General features: G+C 68.0%; 16 protein-coding genes and 1 pseudogene. 9 read left to right on the plus strand and 8 right to left on the minus strand.

Features of this window, described 5'->3' with window-relative positions; all coding sequences use genetic code 11:
- Window positions 1-3: 3 nt before the first annotated feature.
- Complete coding sequence (locus MPLG2_RS15555; RefSeq protein WP_105186936.1) at window positions 4-693, plus strand: GntR family transcriptional regulator; 690 nt, start codon at window positions 4-6, stop codon at window positions 691-693.
- A gap of 19 nt (window positions 694-712) precedes the next feature.
- On the opposite strand, the gene MPLG2_RS15560 is transcribed toward MPLG2_RS15555, so the two are convergent.
- Window positions 713-3,280 carry a glycogen/starch/alpha-glucan phosphorylase gene (locus MPLG2_RS15560; protein ID WP_105186937.1) on the minus strand — a complete coding sequence of 856 codons (2,568 nt, stop codon included), beginning with the start codon at window positions 3,278-3,280 and terminating at the stop codon, window positions 713-715.
- 146 nt (window positions 3,281-3,426) lie between these two features.
- Here MPLG2_RS15560 and MPLG2_RS19090 point away from each other — a divergent pair, with 146 nt between their 5' ends.
- Window positions 3,427-3,627, plus strand: coding sequence for an FAD-dependent oxidoreductase (locus MPLG2_RS19090; protein ID WP_269459152.1), 201 nt, complete (start codon window positions 3,427-3,429; stop codon window positions 3,625-3,627).
- An 83-nt stretch (window positions 3,628-3,710) separates the two neighbouring features.
- Window positions 3,711-3,791: pseudogene (locus tag MPLG2_RS19885) on the plus strand (hypothetical protein); the annotation flags it as partial.
- A gap of 44 nt (window positions 3,792-3,835) precedes the next feature.
- Here MPLG2_RS19885 and MPLG2_RS19890 read toward each other — a convergent pair.
- Entirely contained in the window at window positions 3,836-4,093 is a 258-nt protein-coding gene (locus MPLG2_RS19890) for a toll/interleukin-1 receptor domain-containing protein (RefSeq protein ID WP_343834461.1), read from the minus strand.
- Between the two features lie 252 nt (window positions 4,094-4,345).
- Here MPLG2_RS19890 and MPLG2_RS15570 point away from each other — a divergent pair, with 252 nt between their 5' ends.
- The gene (locus MPLG2_RS15570) at window positions 4,346-5,368 is read left to right on the plus strand and encodes a PQQ-dependent sugar dehydrogenase (protein ID WP_231935689.1); all 1,023 of its coding nucleotides are present in this window, start codon (window positions 4,346-4,348) and stop codon (window positions 5,366-5,368) included.
- Here MPLG2_RS15570 and MPLG2_RS19100 read toward each other — a convergent pair.
- Both MPLG2_RS19100 and MPLG2_RS15580 read right to left on the minus strand, forming a co-directional pair.
- The gene (locus tag MPLG2_RS19100) at window positions 5,355-6,482 is read right to left on the minus strand and encodes an aldo/keto reductase (protein ID WP_197709978.1); all 1,128 of its coding nucleotides are present in this window, start codon (window positions 6,480-6,482) and stop codon (window positions 5,355-5,357) included. The two genes, MPLG2_RS15570 and MPLG2_RS19100, sit on opposite strands and share 14 nt — an antisense overlap.
- A 41-nt stretch (window positions 6,483-6,523) precedes the next feature.
- Entirely contained in the window at window positions 6,524-6,901 is a 378-nt protein-coding gene (locus MPLG2_RS15580; protein WP_105186938.1) for a hypothetical protein, read from the minus strand.
- A gap of 17 nt (window positions 6,902-6,918) precedes the next feature.
- Here MPLG2_RS15580 and MPLG2_RS18650 point away from each other — a divergent pair, with 17 nt between their 5' ends.
- A complete protein-coding gene (locus tag MPLG2_RS18650) occupies window positions 6,919-7,062 on the plus strand; it encodes a hypothetical protein (protein ID WP_158681264.1) in 144 nt (47 codons plus the stop codon).
- A 46-nt stretch (window positions 7,063-7,108) separates the two neighbouring features.
- Window positions 7,109-8,041 carry a type IV toxin-antitoxin system AbiEi family antitoxin domain-containing protein gene (locus tag MPLG2_RS15585; RefSeq protein WP_158681265.1) on the plus strand — a complete coding sequence of 311 codons (933 nt, stop codon included), beginning with the start codon at window positions 7,109-7,111 and terminating at the stop codon, window positions 8,039-8,041.
- Window positions 8,042-8,112: 71 nt separating this feature from the next.
- Here the strand turns inward: MPLG2_RS15585 and MPLG2_RS15590 are convergent, their stop codons facing one another.
- Window positions 8,113-11,523, minus strand: a complete 3,411-nt coding sequence (locus tag MPLG2_RS15590) for a hypothetical protein (protein ID WP_105186940.1) — start codon at window positions 11,521-11,523, stop codon at window positions 8,113-8,115.
- Window positions 11,524-11,709: 186 nt separating this feature from the next.
- On the opposite strand from MPLG2_RS15590, the gene MPLG2_RS15595 reads away from it, so the two are divergent.
- Window positions 11,710-13,653 carry a carbohydrate-binding protein gene (locus tag MPLG2_RS15595; protein ID WP_197709979.1) on the plus strand — a complete coding sequence of 648 codons (1,944 nt, stop codon included), beginning with the start codon at window positions 11,710-11,712 and terminating at the stop codon, window positions 13,651-13,653.
- Between the two features lie 302 nt (window positions 13,654-13,955).
- On the opposite strand, the gene MPLG2_RS15600 is transcribed toward MPLG2_RS15595, so the two are convergent.
- The 3 genes from MPLG2_RS15600 to MPLG2_RS15610 are packed head-to-tail and all read right to left on the minus strand — an operon-like array spanning window position 13,956 to window position 17,223.
- Window positions 13,956-14,966, minus strand: a complete 1,011-nt coding sequence (locus MPLG2_RS15600) for an adenosine deaminase (RefSeq protein ID WP_105186941.1) — start codon at window positions 14,964-14,966, stop codon at window positions 13,956-13,958.
- A 13-nt stretch (window positions 14,967-14,979) separates the two neighbouring features.
- On the minus strand, window positions 14,980-16,164 hold the full coding sequence (locus tag MPLG2_RS19105) for a DUF2218 domain-containing protein (protein ID WP_197709980.1): 1,185 nt from the start codon (window positions 16,162-16,164) through the stop codon (window positions 14,980-14,982).
- A gap of 9 nt (window positions 16,165-16,173) precedes the next feature.
- A complete protein-coding gene (locus tag MPLG2_RS15610) occupies window positions 16,174-17,223 on the minus strand; it encodes a glycosyltransferase 87 family protein (RefSeq protein ID WP_105186942.1) in 1,050 nt (349 codons plus the stop codon).
- Between the two features lie 287 nt (window positions 17,224-17,510).
- Here MPLG2_RS15610 and MPLG2_RS15615 point away from each other — a divergent pair, with 287 nt between their 5' ends.
- The gene (locus MPLG2_RS15615) at window positions 17,511-18,611 is read left to right on the plus strand and encodes a LacI family DNA-binding transcriptional regulator (RefSeq protein ID WP_105186943.1); all 1,101 of its coding nucleotides are present in this window, start codon (window positions 17,511-17,513) and stop codon (window positions 18,609-18,611) included.
- On the plus strand, window positions 18,587-20,833 hold the full coding sequence (locus MPLG2_RS15620) for an alpha-galactosidase (protein ID WP_105186944.1): 2,247 nt from the start codon (window positions 18,587-18,589) through the stop codon (window positions 20,831-20,833). The genes MPLG2_RS15615 and MPLG2_RS15620 overlap by 25 nt, the downstream gene beginning before the upstream one ends.
- Window positions 20,834-20,897 lie beyond the last annotated feature (64 nt).

The following is a 20,897-nucleotide window of genomic DNA, read 5'->3' on the forward strand; positions in this document are numbered from 1 at the left end:
GGAATGCTGACGTCGACTGACCTGAGAGCCGAGCGGCTGCGCGGCAAGAGTGCCCGCAGAATCGTCCACGAACTGCTGAGAGCTCAGATCGTCGGCATGGAACTGCCGCCCGGAACCGCTCTTTCCGAGGCCGAGATCGCCAAGAGCGTCGGCGTCAGCCGCACGCCCGTGCGCGAAAGCCTGCTGTTGCTCGCCGAAGAGGGACTCGTCGACATCTATCCGCAGCGCGGCACGTTCGTCGCACCCATCCAGTTCGCCGACGTGGTCGGCGCGCAGTTCATTCGCGAAGCGCTGGAGTGCACCTCACTCGAACAGACCGACCCGTTGTCGCAGGCCGACCTCACCGATCTGCGCCGACTCATCGACCAGCAGCACACGGCCGACGCCACCAACGACACCGAGGCATTCTTCCGCCTCGACGAGGCCTTTCACGCCCGACTTCTCGAGGCGGGCAAGCACCCCGCCGTTTGGCCGATCGTCGCTCAGGCCAAGTCGCAGATGGACCGCGCCCGCCGGCTGTCACTGCCCGCGGGCGGCAAAATGTCCGATCTGATCGCCCAGCATTCAGCCGTCGTCGACGCTCTCGAGGAACGCAACGTGGGCGGCGCTGTCCAAGCGCTTCGGCACCACCTGCGCGTGGTGCTCGCCGACATCGCCCAGATGCGCACCGAGAACCCCGGCCTGTTCGAGTGACCGCTGTTGGGCCCGACTCTCACAGCACGGGGTTCGTGCCCCAGATCAGCTTGATGTAGTCCTTCATCGACCGGTCGCTGCTGAAGAAGCCGCAGCGGGCCACGTTCAGGATCGCCGAGCGGGTCCACGCCTCGGTGTCGGCGTAGGCGGCGTCCACCTTGGCCTGGGCCTCGATGTAGCTCGTGAAATCGGCCAGCGCCATGAACCGGTCGTTGTGCACCAGGTTCGACACCACCGGCTCGAAGGTCTGGTGGTCGCCGTTCGAGAACGTGCCCGACGCGATCAGGTCGAGGGTGGCCTTGAGCCGCGGGTCCGACTCGTAGTACTCGCCGGGGTGGTAGCCCTTGGCGCCGAGCGCGGCGACCTGCGGCTCGTCCATGCCGAAGAGAAAGAAGTTGTCGTCGCCCACGAGCTTGCGAATCTCGACGTTCGCGCCGTCGTCGGTGCCGATGGTGATGGCACCGTTGAGCGCGAACTTCATGTTGCCGGTACCGGACGCCTCCATGCCGGCCAGCGAGATCTGCTCGGACAGGTCGGCGGCCGGAATGAGCCGCTCGGCCAGCGTGACGTTGTAGTTGGCGGGGAAGAACACCTTCAACCGGCCCTCGACCGCCGGGTCGTTGTTGACCACCTCGCCGACGTTGTTGATCAGGTGAATGATGTTCTTGGCCATGCGGTAGCCGGGGGCCGCCTTGGCGCCGAACACGAACGTGCGCGGGGTGACGTCGGCGGCGTCCACCTTGCCCGAGATGATCTGCTCGTACAGCGACACGATGTGCAACAGCTTCAGGGTCTGCCGTTTGTACTCGTGCAGCCGCTTCACCATCACGTCGAGCATGTGGTCGGTGGGCAACTCGATGCCGTCGCGCACTCGCAGCCGGTCGCGCAGGCGAATCTTGTTGGCGTGCTTCGCCTCGCGGAACGCGGCTCTGAAGTCGGCGTCGTCGGCGTAGGGCGCGAGTTCTTCCAACCGCTCGAGGTCGGTGACCCAGCCGGTGCCGATGGTGTCGGTGATCAGGTCGGACAGGTGCGGGTTGGCCAGTTTCATGAACCGCCGCGGCGTGACGCCGTTGGTGACGTTGATGAACTTGTCGGGCCACAGTTCGGCGAAGTCGTTGAGCACCTTGTCGCGCAGCAGCTGGCTGTGCAGCGCGGCCACACCGTTGACCTTGATGCCGGCTACGGTGGCCAGGTAGGCCATGCGAATGCCGCGCTCGGGGTACTCGGTGACGATCGACATGCGACCCAGCCGCAGGTAGTCGTCGGGCCAGCGCTCGCGCACCACCTCCAAGAACTCGGTGTTGATGCGGTAGATGATCTCGAGGTGGCGCGGCAGCAGACGTCCGAGCAGTTCGACAGACCACACCTCCAGCGCCTCGGGCAGCAGGGTGTGGCAGGTGTAGGCGAAGCACTTGGACGTGATCGCCCAGGCGTCGTTCCAATCGAAGCCGCGCTCGTCGATCAGAATGCGCATCAACTCGGGCACCGCGATCACCGGGTGGGTGTCGTTGAGCTGGAAGATCACCCGCTCCGGCAGGTCGCGCAGGTCGAAGTCTTCGCCCTGGTTGTCGATGAAGTCGCGCAGCGAGCAGGCCACGAAGAAGTACTGCTGCTGCAGCCGCAGTTCCTTGCCCTGGGGCGTGGAGTCTTCGGGGTAGAGCACTTTCGAGATGTTCTCGGCGAAGGTCTGGGCGCGCACGGCCTGGGCGTAGTCGCCGGCGTTGAAGATGCTGAGGTCGAACGCCTGGGTGGCCTGCGCGCTCCACAGCCGCAGGGTGTTCACCCGGCCGTTGAGGTAGCCCGGCACCATGATGTTGTAGGGAACGCCGAGCACGTTCCACTCGGGCACCCACGTGCTGGTGGCGACGCCGGCCTCGTCGGTGACGGTCTCGACCCGGCCGCCGAAGTTCACCTTGACCGCGGCCTCGGGGTGGGCGATCTCCCACGGGTTGCCCAGCGCCAGCCACGAGTCGGGCTGTTCGACCTGTTCACCGTTGACGAAGGTCTGCCGGAAGATGCCGTACTCGTAGCGAATGCCGTAGCCGACGCAGGGCACGTTCATGGTGGCCAGGGAGTCGATGAAACAGGCCGCGAGCCGGCCGAGGCCGCCGTTGCCGAGGCCGGGCTCGACCTCTTGGGCGCGCAGGGTGTCGAGGCTGAGCCCGCAGCTTTCCAGCGCCTTTCGGGCGACGTCGTTGAGGTTGGCGGCGAGCAGGTTGTTGCCCAACTGCCGTCCGAGCAGATATTCCGCCGACAGGTAGGCCACGCTTTTGGTGTGGCCCTCGCGCTGCTTGCGGCCGGTTTCGAGCCAGCGCGCGGTCAGGTAGTTGCGCACGGTGTGCGCCAGCGCGGTGTACTGGTCGTTGATCGACGAGCGCGAGAGGGCGACACCCTGGTCGGTGTTGAGCTCGTGCAGAAACTCCTTCACGAAGCCGTCCACGGTGGGCGGGGGCGGGGTCACCGGGGCCAGAGCCAGCGGGTGCGTCTGGGGAAACTGAACCCCCCGCTTGTGAATGCCGATGGCCGGCGTCTCGTCGGCCGGCTGCTGCGGCGATGGTGCGGACGCGGGCGCGGTTGTCTCAGACATGCCGCCTACCGTAGCCAAACAATGTTACGGCTAGCACATCGCGGACGCCCCGTGAGCCGTGCGCTATTCTCCGCCGATGCACGATGCACGATGCACGATGCACGATGCACGATGCACGATGCACGATGCACGATGCACGATGCACGATGCACGATGCGCTGCAGGCCGACGTTGTCGTGATCGGCGCTGGGCTGGCCGGTTTGGCCGCCGCGTGTGAGGATGCCGAGGCCGGACGCCGCGTGATCGTGCTCGATCAAGAACCCGAGCAGTCGCTGGCGGGCAGGCGCACTGGTCGCTGGGCGGCATCTTTCTGGTCGACTCGCGTGAGCAGCGTCGGCTGGGGGTGACGGATTCGCTCGACCTCGCGAGGAGTGACTGGTTCGGCAGCATCGCCGAGGAGGCTGGGGCGCGCGTGATCAACGGCGACCGCATGTGGCACTACACCGAGGGGCTGCGCAGCTGGAACCCGGTCTGGCACAACCACGACATTCGCATTCTGCCGGGGCCGTCGTCGCTGTGGCTGGACGCCCGGGGCAACCGGCTACCGGCCCCCTGCTACCCGGGCTTCGACACGTTCAGATCTCGGGCGTACGTCAACTCCAACTGGCACGCCTCGGATTCGAGGGCGTTCTCGGACAGGGCGAAGACGAACACGCTGCACTCTCGGATGTGGCGCAGGATGGAGGTCCACCACGCCTCCCCGCCCGTCAGGTCTTGGTCGAGCCAGATCTGATTTCCGCCACCCTGAAGGCTGGCCACCAGTGCCCGTACAGCGTCACTGTCCGTGCTGGCATGTGAAACGAAGATGGTCATGGCTCACCCCGGCCAGGGCTCTGACTTTGCGCGGAAGCACAGGTGAATTGCTTGTCGCAATGAGCGTGCGTGGTAATAGTGCGCAGATTCGAGGGGATTGTGCGAGCCAGGTAGTTTCGATGAATGGCAGCCACGTTGCGCGGACTGGTGTTCGCAACGGTCCTATTCATGACCACCGCCTGCACCGGGGCCTCGGGGGCCGGCACATCCGGGCCTGCTGTCTCGCCGACCCCGTCCACCGCAACTTCCGTTGTGACCGCGTCTCCCTCGACTCTTGACGGCACGCCGTTCGCGGTGCAGAACCTCGGCAGCTTCGACGAACCCTGGGCGCTGGCGTTTCTACCCGGCGGGTCGGACGCGCTGATCACCGAACGCGGCGGTGCGCTCAAGCTCCGCCGGGGTGACGGCACTGTGCTCGACGTGAGTGGCGTACCCGACGTGGTGGCTCAGGGCCAGGGTGGCCTGGGTGAGGTGGTGGTGTCGCCGACGTTCGCCACCGACGGCCAGGTGTATCTGAGTTGGGCGGCGGCCGGCGACGGCGGTTCGGGGGCCGAGGTGGGCCGTGGCAGGCTCGTGCTCGACGGGGCGTCCGCGCGCTTGGACGGCTTCACGGTGATCTGGCGGCAGCAGCCCAAGGTGAGCGGCAGCGGGCACTACGGGCACCGGCTCGCGTTCTCGCCCGACGGCAGCCACCTGTTCGTCACCTCGGGCGAGCGGCAGAAGATGCAGCCGGCGCAAGATCCCGGCAGCGACCTGGGCAAGATCATTCGCATGAACCCCGACGGCACCGATGCGCAGCATTGGACCCTCGGCCACCGCAACCCGCTGGGCATCGCGTTCGACGCCGCCGGCAACCTGTGGAGCTCAGAGATGGGGCCGCAGGGCGGCGACGAGCTGAACCTGATCGTCGAGGGTCGCAACTACGGCTGGCCCGAGGTGTCGAACGGTTCCCACTACGGTGGCGCCGACATTCCCGACCATGCCGCCGGCGACGGGTTCGAGGCGCCCAAGGTGTGGTGGAACCCGTCCATTTCGCCGGGCAGCCTGATGATCTACTCGGGTGCGCAGTTCCCGCAGTGGCAGGGCGACGCGTTCATCGGGGCGCTGTCGGGTGAGGCCCTGATCAGGGTCGACCTCGACGGCACGGCGGCCACGAAGGGCGATCAGTGGGGCTTCGGGGCGCGCATCCGCGCGGTCGATCAGGCCCCCGACGGCTCGATCTGGCTGCTCACCGACGGCTCGGACGGCCGGCTCCTGCGGCTCACCCCGGCGTGACGGGCTTCTCGAACGGCGCCTGACAGAACAGCGGCGTCGGAGCGCAGCCCAGCTCGGTGTTCGAGATGCGCCGGGTGCGCTCGACCTTCACCTGCGCGCCCACGCCGGTTGCCGAGGGCAGGCTCTGCCAGTCGACCGAGGTGGTGCGGCCGTCGTCCGGTCTGGTGGTGACGGGGCAGCTCTCATCGCGGTAGGTCACCTCGGCCGCGCCGGGTGCGAACGAGAACAACCTGCTGCATGCCTTCAGCCCGACGTTGCCCCAGCGGGGGCCGAAGCGCTGGTCGGCACCCGGCAGGGTGACGATGGCCGCCTCGACCTTCTCGATGGCGTCAGTGGTGGGGTAGAGGCTCGTGGTGCGCAGAAAGCACTCCTGCCGCCAGCCGCTCACGATCCAGCCGCTGTCGTCGTGCACGACCTCGCAGTAGTAGCCGGTGCGTACCCCGCCGGGGCTGCCCAACACCGGCTCGAGCAGGGCCGTGTCGAGCCGGGTTTCGTTCTCGAACGAAGTGCGCTGCGCCGCCAGGCCGCTGGCGACGTCGCCCCTGGCCTTCGACTGCAGGTACAACGGCTGCACCAGGTACCAGGCCAGCCAGCCGACCAGCAGCACGGCAAGGGCGATCGCGACGGTGCGCAGCGTCCGAGACATTCGGCAACCGTACAAGCGGCACGGGTCGGGTCGTCCGGGCCGGCCCAGTTCACACAGATTGCGTGAAAATCTTCTCAAAGGGTTGATCGTTTCAAAGTCTTGGACGACCTGGCCGACGATGTGCTCGTACGAGAAGTCGAAATAGGGCCCGTCGGGCACGATGCCGCACTTGGTCTGAATGGTGATCTCGGCGCGCTCGGCGGGGCTGAGCCGCATGGCCTGCGCGAACCGCTCCTCGCACGCGTGCATGCGGCCGCCGTAGATGTCGGCGTGGTCGAAGAAGTCGATGCCGGCGTCGCGAGCCGGGCCGACCAAGGTGCGGATCTCGTCGTCGGGCGAGTCCATGATGCGCATCAGGCCGAGCACGACGTTGGGCACCTGGGTTTCGGACTTGCCGAGGGGACGGTTCTCATGAGCCCCCCCTAGGCGACGGACTTCGCTGCCTTCGTGACAGGTGACTGCCTGCATGCGGGCAGCGAAGTGTCACAAGGGCAGCTACGTCGAGCGGGTCAGACTGCGCGCGATACCCAGGGGAACCGGCGGTCGATCTGCGGGTCGTAGAGCGGCACACCCATGGCGTCAAGGGTCTGAATCGCGGGATCCATCACCGTGAGGTCTTTCACGTTGTGAAAGGTGAGTACCACGAAGGTGCCGCCGGCGATCCAGACGTCGAACGACCCGTGGGTCGGGTGGCTGAAGTGGTAGGTGTCGCTGCGCCGCCAGGTGCCGTACATGATGGCCAACTCGTTGAGCACCCGCTCGGTGTCGAGGGGGGCGACGTCCTTGACCCTGCGGCCCTTGATCAGCTTCAGGTACGTGCGGCGATCGGCCACGCGATTACTGCGCCGGCCGTCGGGGTAGGCCCAGAACGCCAGTTGGTAGCTCACAGGGCGCAATCTAGTTCGTGACCCACCAGATCAAGCCGCACGACGCGGGTGTTCAGGTGATCTTTGGCATCGGGTTCAACTGGGTCGTGAAAGACAGTGTGAGTTTGGGCATCGTCTCCGGTACCCAAACTCACAGTGTCTTCGGTGGCCCGCGGGCATGAACGCGAATCTGACCATTTCGGCAGGCTCGGTGCCCACACTGCGAGCGTGAGAGCTCGCACAGCCCTGCCCGCCGACCTGGTGGCGCTCGCTCAACGCCAGGCCGGTGTGCTTTCTCGTGACCAACTCTTGCGGTTCGCCCTGTCGCGTCAGACCATCGCCCGGCTACTGGCGAGCGGGCTGCTCACGGTTCTGACACCGGGAATCTATCTGCGGGGCGGCGAGCCGAGTTGGATGAGCCGAGCCTGGGCCGGCCTGCTGATCGGCGGGTCGACGGCCGTGCTGGGTGGGCCGACTGCTGGCTACCTGCAGAAGTTGGTGCGCGAGCCGCCCGACGTGATCACGGTCTACTCCAATCGTCAGTTGGCGCCTCGGGACGGTTGGCTGTTCGTTCGAGGTACTCGAGCCTGCAGTGGCGAACCGGCTCGCACGCGGTACGAGGCAACGGTTATCGATCTCTGCGCTGAGGGTGACGAAGACGACGTGGCTGCCGTGCTCGCCGACGCGGTCTCGAGCCGTCGAACGACGACCAAGAAACTGCTGGCCGAGGTGCATAGCCGCTCTCGGTTGCGTCACCGGTCGTTGCTCTGTGACGTGCTGGGCGATGTGGACGCCGGCGCGCATTCCGCGCTGGAGCGCCGCTTTCTCGTCGATGTCGAACGCGCGCACGGTCTACCCACTGCCACTCGGCAGGCTCATGCCGGCACGGCACATCGCAGTGACGCCTGGTACGAGGAGTACGCACTCGTGGTCGAACTCGACAGCAAGCGGCACCACAGCGGCGGCGCAACATTTCACGACACGACTCGCGACAACGACCACGCGCTCGTCGGGTTGACCACCTTGCGGCTCCGTTGGGCGCATGTAACGGGTTCCAACGCCTGCGCCACCGCTCAAGTACTGGGGGCGGCGCTAGCGGCCCGCGGTTGGCACGGGCCACTCACGTCGTGCCCGAAGTGTGCCTTGGTGCATCCGATCTAGTTCTGGCCACAAAAAGACGGTGTGAGTTTGGGCATCGTCTGGACTACCCGAACTCACACTGTCTTCGAGGTCTACAGGGGCTGACGCCCCAACGTGCCCACCAGGGCCGCCCGGTAGTCGTCGCTGCCGAACCGGTCGAGTTCGGCGCGCGCCGCGGTGAGCCGGCTCGGCACGTCGAGGCGCTCACTGGCTTCGGCGTTCTCGGGCACGCCCGCAAAGCCCTCCAAGCGATCGACCACGGCCTGCGCGCGGTTCTGAGCCCACTGCCGCTTGCTGTCGAGTCGCTCGGCGTACCAGTCGGAGTTCAGCACGGTGTCGCGGTCGAACAGCCCGCGCACCTCGGCCGAATCGAGGTCGTGGCCATCGGCCGTGGTGCCGTTCGCCATGATCTCGAGCAACGCCCGCAGCGGCGGAATCGCCAACTCGATGGTGCCGTCGTCGAAGTACGACTGGGCGACCCGGCGATGGGTCTCGACGATGATGTCGAGGCTGTCGGCGTAGATGCCCTCGTCCTGCAGCTCCGGACGCAGCATGTCGGCGGTGAACACCACGTGCGGGTGCAGAAAGATGCGGCCGAAGTACTTGCGGGCGAACTTCTGCGTCATGCGGTAGCCGAGCCGGCTGGCGCGCACGGGGCGTCCGTCGATCTCGGTGTCTTCGACGCGTTCGAGGCACCCCTCGGCGATCAGGTTCGCGGCCGAGCGTTCGTCGTCGGTCATGCGCGAGAACACCTCAGGAATCAGCATCGAGATGTCGTGGTCGACCCGCACGTTCGGGCCGACGTAGCCGGCGCACGACACCCAGCCGTCATAGCCGGTGAGCACGTAGCTGAGCAGCGCCGCATTCAGGTCGACGATGGCCGGCATGGCGTTGAACGGGCCCTTGGTCAGCGCGCCTTCGGACCCGGCACCGGTGGTGGACGGCGACTTGCCGGTCATCGAGCTGATGTATTCCATGAACAGCTCGGGCAGTTCCATGTAGTGCAGCGGGTTGTACGAACACAGCGCCGGCACCGGGCCGTCCGGCGGGTTGTTGCGCCGTCCGGCGGCCACCACGTCGACCGGCACGGGCATGGGCGCAGCGCTGGGCAGCTTGGCCAGCAGGTGCATGGCCAGGTCGGCCGCGGCGGTGGCCTGGGCGTTGGTCAGGTCGGGCCGCTTCTGCAGGTACCTCGGGTTCTTGGACGGCTTGCCGCCCACCAACCGCGGGTTGGCCGACGACACCACGAACCGTGGGCTCTGGTCGTCCGGCTGGTCGGCGAACTCGGCCAGCAGCTGCTGCATCGGGGTGGTGAACGCGCTGAACGCCACCGCGTCGTCGCGCATCTCGCGGGCGTCGAAGCGGGTCAGCGGTTCGAAGTTCGACAAGAAGTTGTCGTGGCCCGACATGTCGAGCTCGGTCTGCTTGTCGTAGCCGCGGTGAATGGCGTCGTCAGGGCGCTGAAAGAGCAGGTTCTCGCAGTTCTGCACGTACTTGCGGCTCAGCCCGATCGCGCCGTCGGGCACGGCGGTGAGGTGCGCCGGGCCGACGATCGAGGCGGTGATGTCGTCTTCGGTCTGCACCTTGACGGCCGGGTTGAAGTCGTGGCGCAGGCCGAACAGCCGCCACGAGCCGTCGGTGTCGAAGCCGACCCGCAGCATGTTCACGTTGATGCGCTCACCGTCGAGCCGCAGCGCGTTGCCCTGCCGGCCGTTCATGATGCCGACGGTGAAGTGACTGCGCCAGTCGCCACCCCACTCGGGCCGGTGGAACCGCTTGACCACGAACACGAGTTCCTTCACGTGCGGCGGAATGCTCTCGAGCCACTCGTTGTAGGCATCGGTGAAGTCGTCGGACGGCGTGAGCAGCTTGATCACGCTGCCGATCGAGCGGGTGGGCGACAGGATCGCGCGGGTGTCGGTGCCGCGCAGGGCTTCGTCGGCGAACCGGTCGGAATGGTCGCGGGCGAGGATCGCTTCGACGGCGTCCATGTCGGCGTCGAAGTCGGCGGTGTAGGCGTTGCCGAAGATGAACGCGTCGGTGATGGCCTTGCTGATCTCTGACTTGCCGCCGCCCGAGACGGTGCACGGCTTGTGGCACGAGGTGACGTTGGGCACCACGGCCTTGAGGTCCCAGTGCTTGGGGTCGCTCGGCGACTGCGCCAGTTGCACGCGGTAGCCGTTGGGGCCGAAGTAGGTCTTGTCGGCGCGCAGCCTGATCGAACGCTCACCCGAGGGCGTGTTCCACGACACGGTCATCGTGCGCAGCGAATAGGTCGGACGACTCGGCACCAGCACGTGCTCGGGGTGTTCGAGATCGATCGCATGACCCTCGGGCTGCCGTACGAATCGGTGCGGGTCGCGCGCCAGCACGTCGTCGAGCCGGTAGTCGTCGGTGGCCGACTCGTCGGTGTAGCCGCTGCCGATGTTGTACGACGGAAAGACCAGGGCGCCGCCCGCGTGCTCTTCTTCGACGTTGCCGAACAGGTTCGCGGTGTAGCTGATCTGGGTCTTCACCTCTTTCTTGCAGTAGCCGAAGTAGTTGTCGGCGATCACGGTGACCATCACGCCGCGCGCGTCGCGGGCGCAGATCTTGAACGCCTGGCCGCCGTTGTACCGCTCGTCGGGCTTCGACCAGCACATGCCGTCGCGGCGCTGGCGCGGGGTGGCGTCGTCGATGTGCGGCAGGCCCAGCTCCTTCTTGGTCACCCGGGTCAGATGCGGCGCCAGAATGACGCAGCCGGTCGTGCCCGTCCAGGTGCCGGGGTCGAGGGACGCGTCGTGCTCCGGCAAGTAGGGGTCGCCGCCGTTGCCGAAGATGCCTTCGACGAAGTCGAGGTTCGCGACCAGGCCGCCGGGCACGATGAACCGGGTCTCCATGCGGCGTTCGGTGGCGTAACCGGGCACCGCGGGCGACACCAGCGGCCGCAGCAGCAGCGACACGAAACAGGCCGCAGGGTGATCGGTGTGCGACAGGTAGGGCAGCACCAGGTCGCCCTCGGGGGGGCGGAAGGCGAGCGTCAACAGCCGTCCGAACACCGCCTTGGGGGCGGCGATCTTGTCGTCGGGAATAGGCAGGCCGCCCTCGGCGATGTGAAACACCCCCGCGGTGGTACGGCGGTCGTTGGCCGGGTTGTGCAGCACGCCGTTGGCCAGCCGGTAGCTCGACAGCAGCGGTGATGAGAACGAGTCACCGTTCACCGGCAACGAGATCGCGCGAGCCAGGCCGGGCTCGTCGAGCACCAGGGTGCGCCGGGGAAGCATCGGGCGGTCGGCGGCCAGGTCACCTGGGTAGACGTCGGCAAGGTAATCGTCGAGAAAGGTCTGAATGCGCTGGTCGGCCGCGCAGAGCCGATCGGACAGCCGACGGCTGAGCTCGCGCTGACGGGCCAGAATCGGGGCCACCAACTGGGCGCTGGTTTCTTCTTCGGCCTGTACGGGCACCGCGAGGCCGATCAGGGCGAGGCGCAGATTGACGGCGGCAGAGGTCACTTCAGAGGGCATGGGTCAAGTCTCGGGGACTCGGCGGAGCTTGTCAGTAGGTGCAGAGCCTGTCCCACGATCGTTACGAACGGGTCTCGACATTCGGTTGCAACATTGGCGATCAAACCCGGCAATTCCCTTGACCAGGGGCTTGTGGAAGCGCTTTCATAAGGCGATCATCCCCCCGTGTCAAAGGAGACACAGATCATGAGGCTCCACTCGCGCACCCCCCGCAGTCGCAGTACTCGCAGCAGAATCGCTCGAACCGCCGCATTCGTGGGCGCTGTCGGGCTCGCCGTCACCGGCGGATTGAGTGCCGCTCGGGCCCAGGCCGCCCCGGTCGCGGACGGCTGGACGACGGTCTGGTCGGACGACTTCAGCGGTGCCGCCGGCGCATTGCCCGGTTCGGACTGGCAGATCGACACCGGCACCAGCTACCCCGGCGGCCCGCCCGCCTGGGGCACCTGGGAGGTGCAGACCTACACGAACTCGACCGCCAACCTGTACACCGACGGCAACGGGCACCTGAACATCAAGCCCATTCGTGACGCCGCCGGCAACTGGACCTCGGCCCGCATCGAGACCAAGCGGTCGAACTTCAAGGCCCCAGCTGGAGGGTTGCTGGCGATCGAGTCGCGCATTCAGATGCCCAACGTCACCGGCGACGAGGCACTGGGCTACTGGCCGGCGTTCTGGGCGTTGGGCAGCCCCTACCGGGGCAACTGGTGGAACTGGCCGGGCATCGGCGAGCTCGACATCATGGAGAACGTCAACGGCCTCGACCGGGTGTGGGGCGTGCTGCACTGCGGGGTGAACCCGGGCGGGCCGTGCAACGAGACCACCGGCATCGCGGCCAGCCGGCCTTGCCCTGGGTCGTCGTGCCAGTCGGCGTTTCACACCTACCGGTTCGAGTGGGACCGCTCGGTGACCCCCAACCAGCTGCGTTGGTACGTGGACGGTGTCGAGTTTCACAAGGTGACGCAGGACCAGTTGCCGGCCGACACCTGGACGAACATGACCAGCCACGAGGGCTACTTCGTGCTGCTGAACGTGGCCATGGGCGGTGCTTTCCCGAACGCGTTGGCCGGTACCACACCCACGGCCTCGACGGTGTCGGGGCGTCCGATGGTGGTCGATTACGTGAGCGTGCAGGCCAAGGGCGGCACGGGTGAGCCGGAGCCGACTCCGACGCCGACGGCCACCGCCACCGCCACGGAGACCCCCACGGCCACGCCCACCCCGACCGCGACGGCGACTGCAACGGCGACGCCGACTGCCGGTTCGGGTGGTTCCGCGTATCGGGTGATCGAGGCCGAGGCGGCGTCCGATTCGAAGGGTGCGTCGGTGGGTTCGTCGGCGGTGACGGGTCTGGGTAATGGGGACTGGTTGAAGTTCTCGGGGCTGGATTTTGGTTCGGGTGTGCCGGCGAATCAGTTTGTTGCGACGGTGGCCTCTGGCGCCTCGGGTGGGGTGTCGGGTCTGGTCGAGGTGCGCCTTGATTCGCCGTCGGCGCCGGTGATCGGCAGTTTCGCAGTGGCGAACACGGGTGGGTGGACCTCATGGCGCTCGGTGCCGGCGAACATCGCGGGTACGACCGGGGTGCATGACGTGTATGTGACGTTCACCTCGGGTCAGCCGGCCGACTTCGTGGCCATCGACAACCTGAGCTTCGCCCGTCCGGGTGGTGCTGAGCCCACGGCCACGCCCACCCCGACCGCGACGGCGACTGCAACGGCGACGCCGACTGCCGGTTCGGGTGGTTCTGCGTATCGGGTGATCGAGGCCGAGGCGGCGTCTGATTCGAAGGGTGCGTCGGTGGGTTCGTCGGCGGTGACGGGTCTGGGTAATGGGGACTGGTTGAAGTTCTCGGGGCTGGATTTCGGTTCGGGTGTGCCGGCGAATCAGTTTGTTGCGACGGTGGCCTCTGGCGCCTCGGGTGGGGTGTCGGGTCTGGTCGAGGTGCGCCTTGATTCGCCGTCGGCGCCGGTGATCGGCAGTTTCGCACTGGCGAACACGGGTGGGTGGACCTCATGGCGATCGGTGCCGGCGAACATTGCGGGTACGACCGGGGTGCATGACGTGTATGTGACGTTCACCTCGGGTCAGCCGGCCGACTTCGTGGCCATCGACACCATCACCTTCGGCCGGTAGTCACTCGACCAGCGGGTTCCGTCATCCCGGCGCACGCCGGAATCTCACAAGCCCCTGATCAAGGCGCGGCACGTCTCTCCGCTCCTTGGTCGGAGAGATCCCGGCGTGCGCCGGGATGACGGAGGGGACGCCCGCGAGGTGCGGTGATCGAGCGTGTCGAGATCTGATTCGCTCAGGTCTCGACACGCTCGACCGGCGGGCGAACGTGTCATTCCGGCGAGCGCCGGAATCTCTGTGGCGCCGAACGAGTCTCGAGTGCGCCGCAACGACGAACCGGCCACGGGCGGATGGATGGGTGGGCACTACTCGGCCAGCCAGGCGTCCACCTCGGCCAGCCACGTGGCCTTGTCGCTCTCGGACGCCAAGCTTGCGCTGATGCTGCTGCGTGCCAGGTCGGCCAGTTCGTCGTCGCTGAACCCGAGTTCGTCACGCGCAAGTTGGTACTGGTCGGTCAGCCGCGACAGAAAGAGCAGCGGGTCGTCGGCCCCGAGGGCGACGGTGGCGCCGGCGTCCACGAGTTGGCGCAGCGGCACGTCCGATTGGTGCTGGTAGACGCCCAGGTGCACGTTCGAGGTGGGGCACAGTTCGAGGGCGACGCCGGCGGCCACGAGGTCGTCGAGCAGCCGGGGGTCTTCGGCGGCGCGCACGCCGTGGCCGAGCCGAGCCGGCTGCAGATGTTCGACCACCTGGCGAACGTGCCGCGGCCCGAGCAGTTCGCCGCCGTGCGGCACGCCCGGCAAACCGGCCTGGCGCGCGATGCGAAAGGCGGGCTCCCAGTCGGCAGTGGTGCCGCTGCGTTCGTTGTTGCTGAGGCCGAACGCGACCACCCCGTTCTCGCCCGTGTGCCGGGCCGCGAGTCGCGCGATGGTGCGGGCGTCCAGTGGGTGACGCACGCGGCTGGCGGCCACGATGATCGCCACCTGCACACCCGTTTCGGCGCTGGCCCGCGCGGCCTCGTCGAGAATGATCTCGATGGCGGGGGCGAGGCCTCCGACGAACGGGGCGTAGGTCGACGGGTCGACCTGCAGTTCGAGCCGGCGCGACCCCTCGGCGGCGTCGTCACGGGCGGCCTGCGCCACGATGAACCGCATCGCGGCCTCGCTGGTCACCACGCTGCGGGCCATGTCGTAGAGTCGCTGGAACCGAAACCAGCCGCGCTCGTTGAACGGCACCAGCAGGCCGTTCTCGTCGATCAGAAAGTCGGGCAGCGGCTTGCCGGCCAGATCGGCCAGGTATTGCAGCGAAGCGATGCTCATCGAGCCGGTGAAGTGCAGGTGCAGGTGCGCCTTGGGCAACGACCTCAGCTCACGCATCGGTCGATCGTAGTCAGTCCTCGGACTTGCGCTGCACCGTGCCCGCCGCGCCGCCCTCGCGCACCCACTCGACGACGAGCTCGTCGTGGGTGCCGAAGCGCACCAGGTGGCGCCCGACCACGTCTTCCATGAGTTCGAGGTGCTCGGGGTCGGCCTGCAGGGCGAGCAGCAGCGCGCCGTCGGCTGCGGCGAGGGTCAGGTCGGCGTTGGTGAACGTGATCGTGCCGTTGCCGGCCTCGTCGTCCCAGATGCCCTGGGCCTTGCGTGACATGTGTGACACGAGTTGCTTGGCGTAACGGCCGGGACGGTCGGTGGTCACGCTGGCGGTCGAGGCGGTGCTCATCGGATCTCCTAATTTTGAAACAAAAGAGTATCGGTATTCGAGCCGGGCGATCAATCGGTCCATGCGCGCGTGAACCTCGGCGACCACGTCGGGCCCCGGCATGAACGGTTCGCCCACGAGCACGGTTGTGTCGGTGTCGCGGTAGCGCCGCAGCAATACCTGAAGCGTCGCGGCGGCGTACTCGCGATCAGCTGTGGGGACGATACGTCGCACGAACGGGGCCGCCAGCGCCGTGGTCGAGAGCACTCCACCGACGGCCAGCGGCTGCACCCGTAACCCGGGCAGCCCGCGGCTGAGGGCCCGTACCGAGGGCGACCAGTCGGCCAGAGCGGTTCGCGCCGAGCGTATCGACGGGTCGGGCTCGATGGCGCCGGCCGGAAACGTGAGCAGCGCACCACCGGCAGCGAGGTGAGCCCGCGCGGCATGAATCAGTGCGACGCGGTCGTGGTCGCCCACCAGGAGCAGCCGGTCGGCCAAGGCTGCAATAGCGCGCAGAAATGGCCGGTCGAGGGCCACGATCTTCAGGTCGGGCCGTGATTCGAGGGCCAGCATCAGCGCCATCGCGTCGGTGAGTCCCGGGTGATTGGCCACCGCCAGCAGAGGGCCGTCGGCCGGCACCCGCTCGCGGCCGACGGTGGTCAGGCTGCGGGTGAAGGTCTGCAGCGCCCAGCGAGCGCCGGCCGGCAGGCCGCCGGCGGCCACCAGGTCGTCCAGGTGCTGCACCTGCCGGGCGAACCGCCGGGCCGGTGGCCACAGCAGGGCACCGGCGACCGGGTTGGCCGGCAGCCCGAACGCGCGGATCAGGTCGGCGCTGTTGGCTGCGGTGAGGGCGGCCAGGCGCTGCCTGCGACTCATCGCGCCAGCCTAGGGCGCCTCGTCCGCACGGCTCGCAACCACGTTGCTCACGGCTCCGGGCAGCAGCATGCACGCCACGACGCCCGCGGCGCCGGCGAGCACGGCCGCCCAGCCCAGCGGCACCGTGGTGCGATCGAGCAGATAGCTCAGATAGGTGCTGATGCTGGCCAGCTGTATGCCGGCCGCCGCCCACCAGTAGCGGGCATCGATGAAGCCGGCCAGCACCAGTAACACCTCTGCGAGGTAGAAGTAGCGCTCGTGCATCTCGGGCAGCAGCAGGGGGATCAGCAGCGTCGACGTTGCCGCGAGCAACAGAATCTGCCGGCCGGTCAGCGGCGCGCCTCGGGCGATCAGCCAGACGCCGGAGCCGATCACCAGGCCCGCGGTGAGGGCCAGGCCGGCGTACTTCCACAGCACGGACGCGTCCGCGGCCAGCCAGGCGTACGGCGTCGGGGCGTTGTGGGTGAAGCTCTGGCCGTCGTTGAGGGTGAAACCCCCACCACCGCCGGGACGTCCGCCGCCACCGCCGCCGGGGGGACGTGCACCGCCCACCGTGCCGCCGACGCCCGACGAATCGGTGATCTGCAGCGGGTAGACCATCAGTTGGCTGGCCAGGCTGCGTCCCGCGATCAGGGCGGGCATCAGTGAGGCGAAGAAGGTGGCGGGGGCGGCGAGCAGCGACCACCACCGGTGCCGGTTGACGATCACCACCGCGATCAGTAGCGGCAGCAGAAAGATCGCCTGCAACTTGAACCCGAAGGCCAGCCCGAACCAGGCGGACGCCGCCAGTGCCCTGCGGTCGATCAGCGCCAGCACGGCAGCCAGGCAGCACGCGGCGTACAGCGAATCGCACTGCCCCCAGACACCGCTGTTCATCACCACGGCGGGCAGCAGAAACACCTCGCCGAATGCGGCCACGGGCGTCCTGAACGACTGCGGACGGAGCCGCGCCACGATGGCCGCACCCACCCCGGCGAGCGCCAGGTCGCCAAGGATCGAGATCGCCTTCACCGCCACGATCGGCTGAATCGGCAGGTAGCTCGCCAGCGCGAGGATCACCAGGTATGGCGGGAGCCTGGCGGACGGCTCTGGGCGACTCGCGGCTTGCGAGCCGGACGAGCTGCCTTGGCGGTTGCTGTCGTAGTCACCACACGTCCCTTCGTTGGGAATGAGGCCGCCCTTGTGACGACCTTCGGTTGCAACTGGCCGAGACGCTACACGAGTAGACTCATCGGCGCAAGACATTGATGAAAACTCGCTACTGAGGCAGAAAACTGGTCGCTCGGTGGCGCAATCGATATGCAATAGGTGTAGATTCCTGATTCGACCGTCGACGAGGAGGTGTGATGAGGCAAACCGGAGCGCAGGCCGTCCGCTCGGCTCAGGGGCCCAACCGCGCCGTCACGCGCGCCGACGTCGCCCGGCTGGCCGGCGTGAGTTCGGCGGTGGTCAGCTACGTGGTCAACGACGGCCCGCGCCCGGTCGCCGCCGCGACCGCCGACCGCGTCCGCGAGGCGATGGAGCTGCTCGGCTACCGCCCCAACGCGAGCGCCCGGGCGTTGCGCACCGGCACCACCGAAACGGTCGGCCTGGTGCTGGGCGACAGTCGCAATCCGTTCTTCACCGAGTACACCTTCGAGCTGGTCAAGGCGGCCGCCGGGCGCGGCAAGCAGTTGCTGATCGGCGACGCGCAGCACGGCCGGTTCGATGAGGCCGACATCGTCGACACCCTGATCGCCCGCCAGGTCGACGGCGTGCTGCTGGCCACGTCGCGAAGCCATTCCGACGTGCGCATCGCCGCCCGCACCGGCGACGTGCCCACGGTCATGGTCAACTACCCGGCGCCCTTGGTGGGCCGCCGCACGGTGGGTTCGGGGGCCAGAACCGGAGCCCGTGACGCAGTGGCCCACCTGATCGGGCACGGCCGGCGCCGCGTCGCACTGGTGATGGGCACCGAAGGCTTCGGCGACCCCGACCCACGCGAGAGCGGCTGGCTGGGCGCGCACCTCGAGGCCGACCTGTCGCCGGGCCCGGTGGTGCGGGTGCCGTTCACCCGGGCCGGCGGCTACGCCGCCACGGTGCGGCTGCTCGATAGCGTGCCTGAGGTGGACGCCATCTTCGCCAGCAACGACCTGCAGGCCATCGGTGTACTGCGGGCGCTGCACGAGCGGGGCCGCGCCATACCCGACGACATCTCGGTCGCGTCGTTCGACGGCACGGTCGAGTCGGCGTTCTCGTGGCCGCCGCTCACCGTGGCCCGGCAAAACCTGCCGGCGATGGCCGCGGCCTGTTTCGACCTGCTGGCGGCCGACGACGTGCCCCGCGCCGGCCGGCACGTCGAGATACCCACCGACCTGATTCGCCGCATGAGCTGCGGCTGCCCGACCCCACCTGAGTTCGACCTTCGAGAAGAGAGTGACGCATGCCCCACGCCGTCGATTCAATGATCCTGCTGCGCGCCGGGGGAGTGGCGCTGCTACTCGACTGCACCGCCGACCAACTGCCCGCCGTGGTGCATTGGGGTGCCGACCTGGGTGAGTTGAGCGCGTCCGACGCCGCCACGATGATCGCCGCGGGGGTACACCCGATCGTGCCCAACATCGTCGATGAGCCGGTGCGGGTCGCCATGCTGCCCGAGCACCGCACGGGCTGGGTGGGTCGTCCGGGCCTCAGCGGGTCACGCGGCGGCCGCGACTGGTCGCCCCGGTTCACAGGCGCGGAGGTGTTCGTGGACGGTGACGCGGTCACCGAAGCGGGGTTGACGTCGTTGGGCGCCGGAGTGGTCGTGTGGCAGGGTGCCGACGCGGTGGCCGGGCTGGGGCTCACACTCACCGTCGAGCTGACCCCCGACGGGCTGGTGCGCACCCGCGCGAGGCTGGTCAACGACGGCTCGGACGACTACCAGTTGGGTGATCTGGTGATGGCACTGCCGGTGCCGCCGGTGGCCCGCGAGCTGTTCGACTTCGGCGGCCGCTGGGGCCGCGAGCGCAGCCCTCAACGAGGGCCGTTCACCGTGGGCGTGCACCTGCGTGAGGGCCGCAAGGGCCGCACCGGGCCCGACGCCGCCACCGTGCTGCACGCCGGTGTGCCCGGCTTCGACTTCGGCAGCGGCGAGCTGTGGGGGGTGCACACCGGCTGGAGCGGCAACCACACCCACTACGCCGAACGTCTCTCGACCGGCGAGCAGGTGCTGGGTGGGGGCGAGTTGCTGCTGCCCGGCGAGGTGGCCCTCGCCCCTGGTGCGAGCTACGAGTCGCCCTGGCTGTACGGCTCGTACGGCAACGGGTTGGACGAGGTCGCCCGCCGGTTCCACCGCTACCTGCGAGCCCGTCCGCAGCACCCGGCCACCGATCGTCCGGTCACCATCAACGTGTGGGAGGCGGTGTACTTCGACCACACCCTCGAGCCGTTGCTCGAGCTTGCCGAGAAGGCGGCCGCGGTGGGCGTCGAGCGCTACGTGCTCGACGACGGCTGGTTCGGCGCCCGGCGCAACGACAAGGCGGGGCTCGGCGATTGGACGGTCTCGGCGGACATGTGGCCCCACGGCCTGCACCCGCTGGTGAACCGGGTGCGCGAGCTCGGCATGCAGTTCGGCTTGTGGTTCGAGCCCGAGATGATCAACCTCGACTCAGACGTGGCCCGAGCCCACCCCGAGTGGATCATGAGCACCGGCGACCGGTTGCCGGTGCCGTCGCGCACCCAGCAGGTGATCAACCTGGGCATTGCCGAGTGTTACGCCTACATTCGCGACGCCATGTCGGCGCTGATCGCCGAGTACGGCATCGACTACATCAAGTGGGACCACAACCGCGACCTGATCGACGCGGGCACGCAGCCGTCCGGCCGGCCGGGGGTGCACGCCCAAACCCTGGCCACCTACCGGTTGATGGACGATCTCAAGGCTGCGCACCCGGGCCTCGAGATCGAGTCGTGTTCGTCGGGCGGCTCGCGCGTCGACCTGGGCATTCTCGAGCGCACCGACCGGGTGTGGGTCTCAGACTGCATCGACCCGCACGACCGTCAGCAGATGATGCGCTGGACCCAGCAGTTGCTGCCGCCGGAGCTGCTGGGCTCGCACATCGCCTCGGGCATCTCGCACACCACCGGACGCAGCCACGAGCTCAACTTTCGGGCCGCGACGGCCATCTTCGGCCACCTGGGCATCGAGTGGGACATTCGTCGGGCGAGTGAGGCCGACATGGCTGAGTTGGCCGAGTGGGTGGCGTTCTACAAGGCCAATCGGTCGTTGCTGCTGGCCGGCGACCTGTACCGGGTGGACTTTCCCGACGCCTCGCTCAACGCCTTCGGCGTGGTGGCCCCCGACAAGTCGCGGGCGCTGTACTCGTTCGCGTCTGTCGACCGTTCAGGGGTGGCGCTGCTCGGACGGCTGCGGCTGCCGGGTCTGGATGCTTCCCGGCGCTACCGGGTCGCCCCGGTGCTGGTCGGACGGGCTCCGTCGGGGCTTCGTCCGCCGGCGTGGTGGGGCGTCGAGCGCGACTGGTCGAACGAGCTGGAAGATCTGACGGCGCACAAGCCGCCGCGGTTCGTGCCCAGCCGACCCGACCTCGGGGTGGTGCTGCCCGGCTCGGCACTGGCGAGCAACGGGTTGACCGACGCCCCCGTCGATCCCGACCACGTGATTCTCTACGAGGTCACCGCCGTCGACTGACGGCAGAACGTCATCCCGGCGGACGCCGGGATCTCCCAACTCGACCACGACGGGTCTCGACGAG

The organism is Micropruina glycogenica (assembly GCF_900289045.1).
Classification (GTDB): Bacteria; Actinomycetota; Actinomycetes; order Propionibacteriales; family Propionibacteriaceae; genus Micropruina; species Micropruina glycogenica.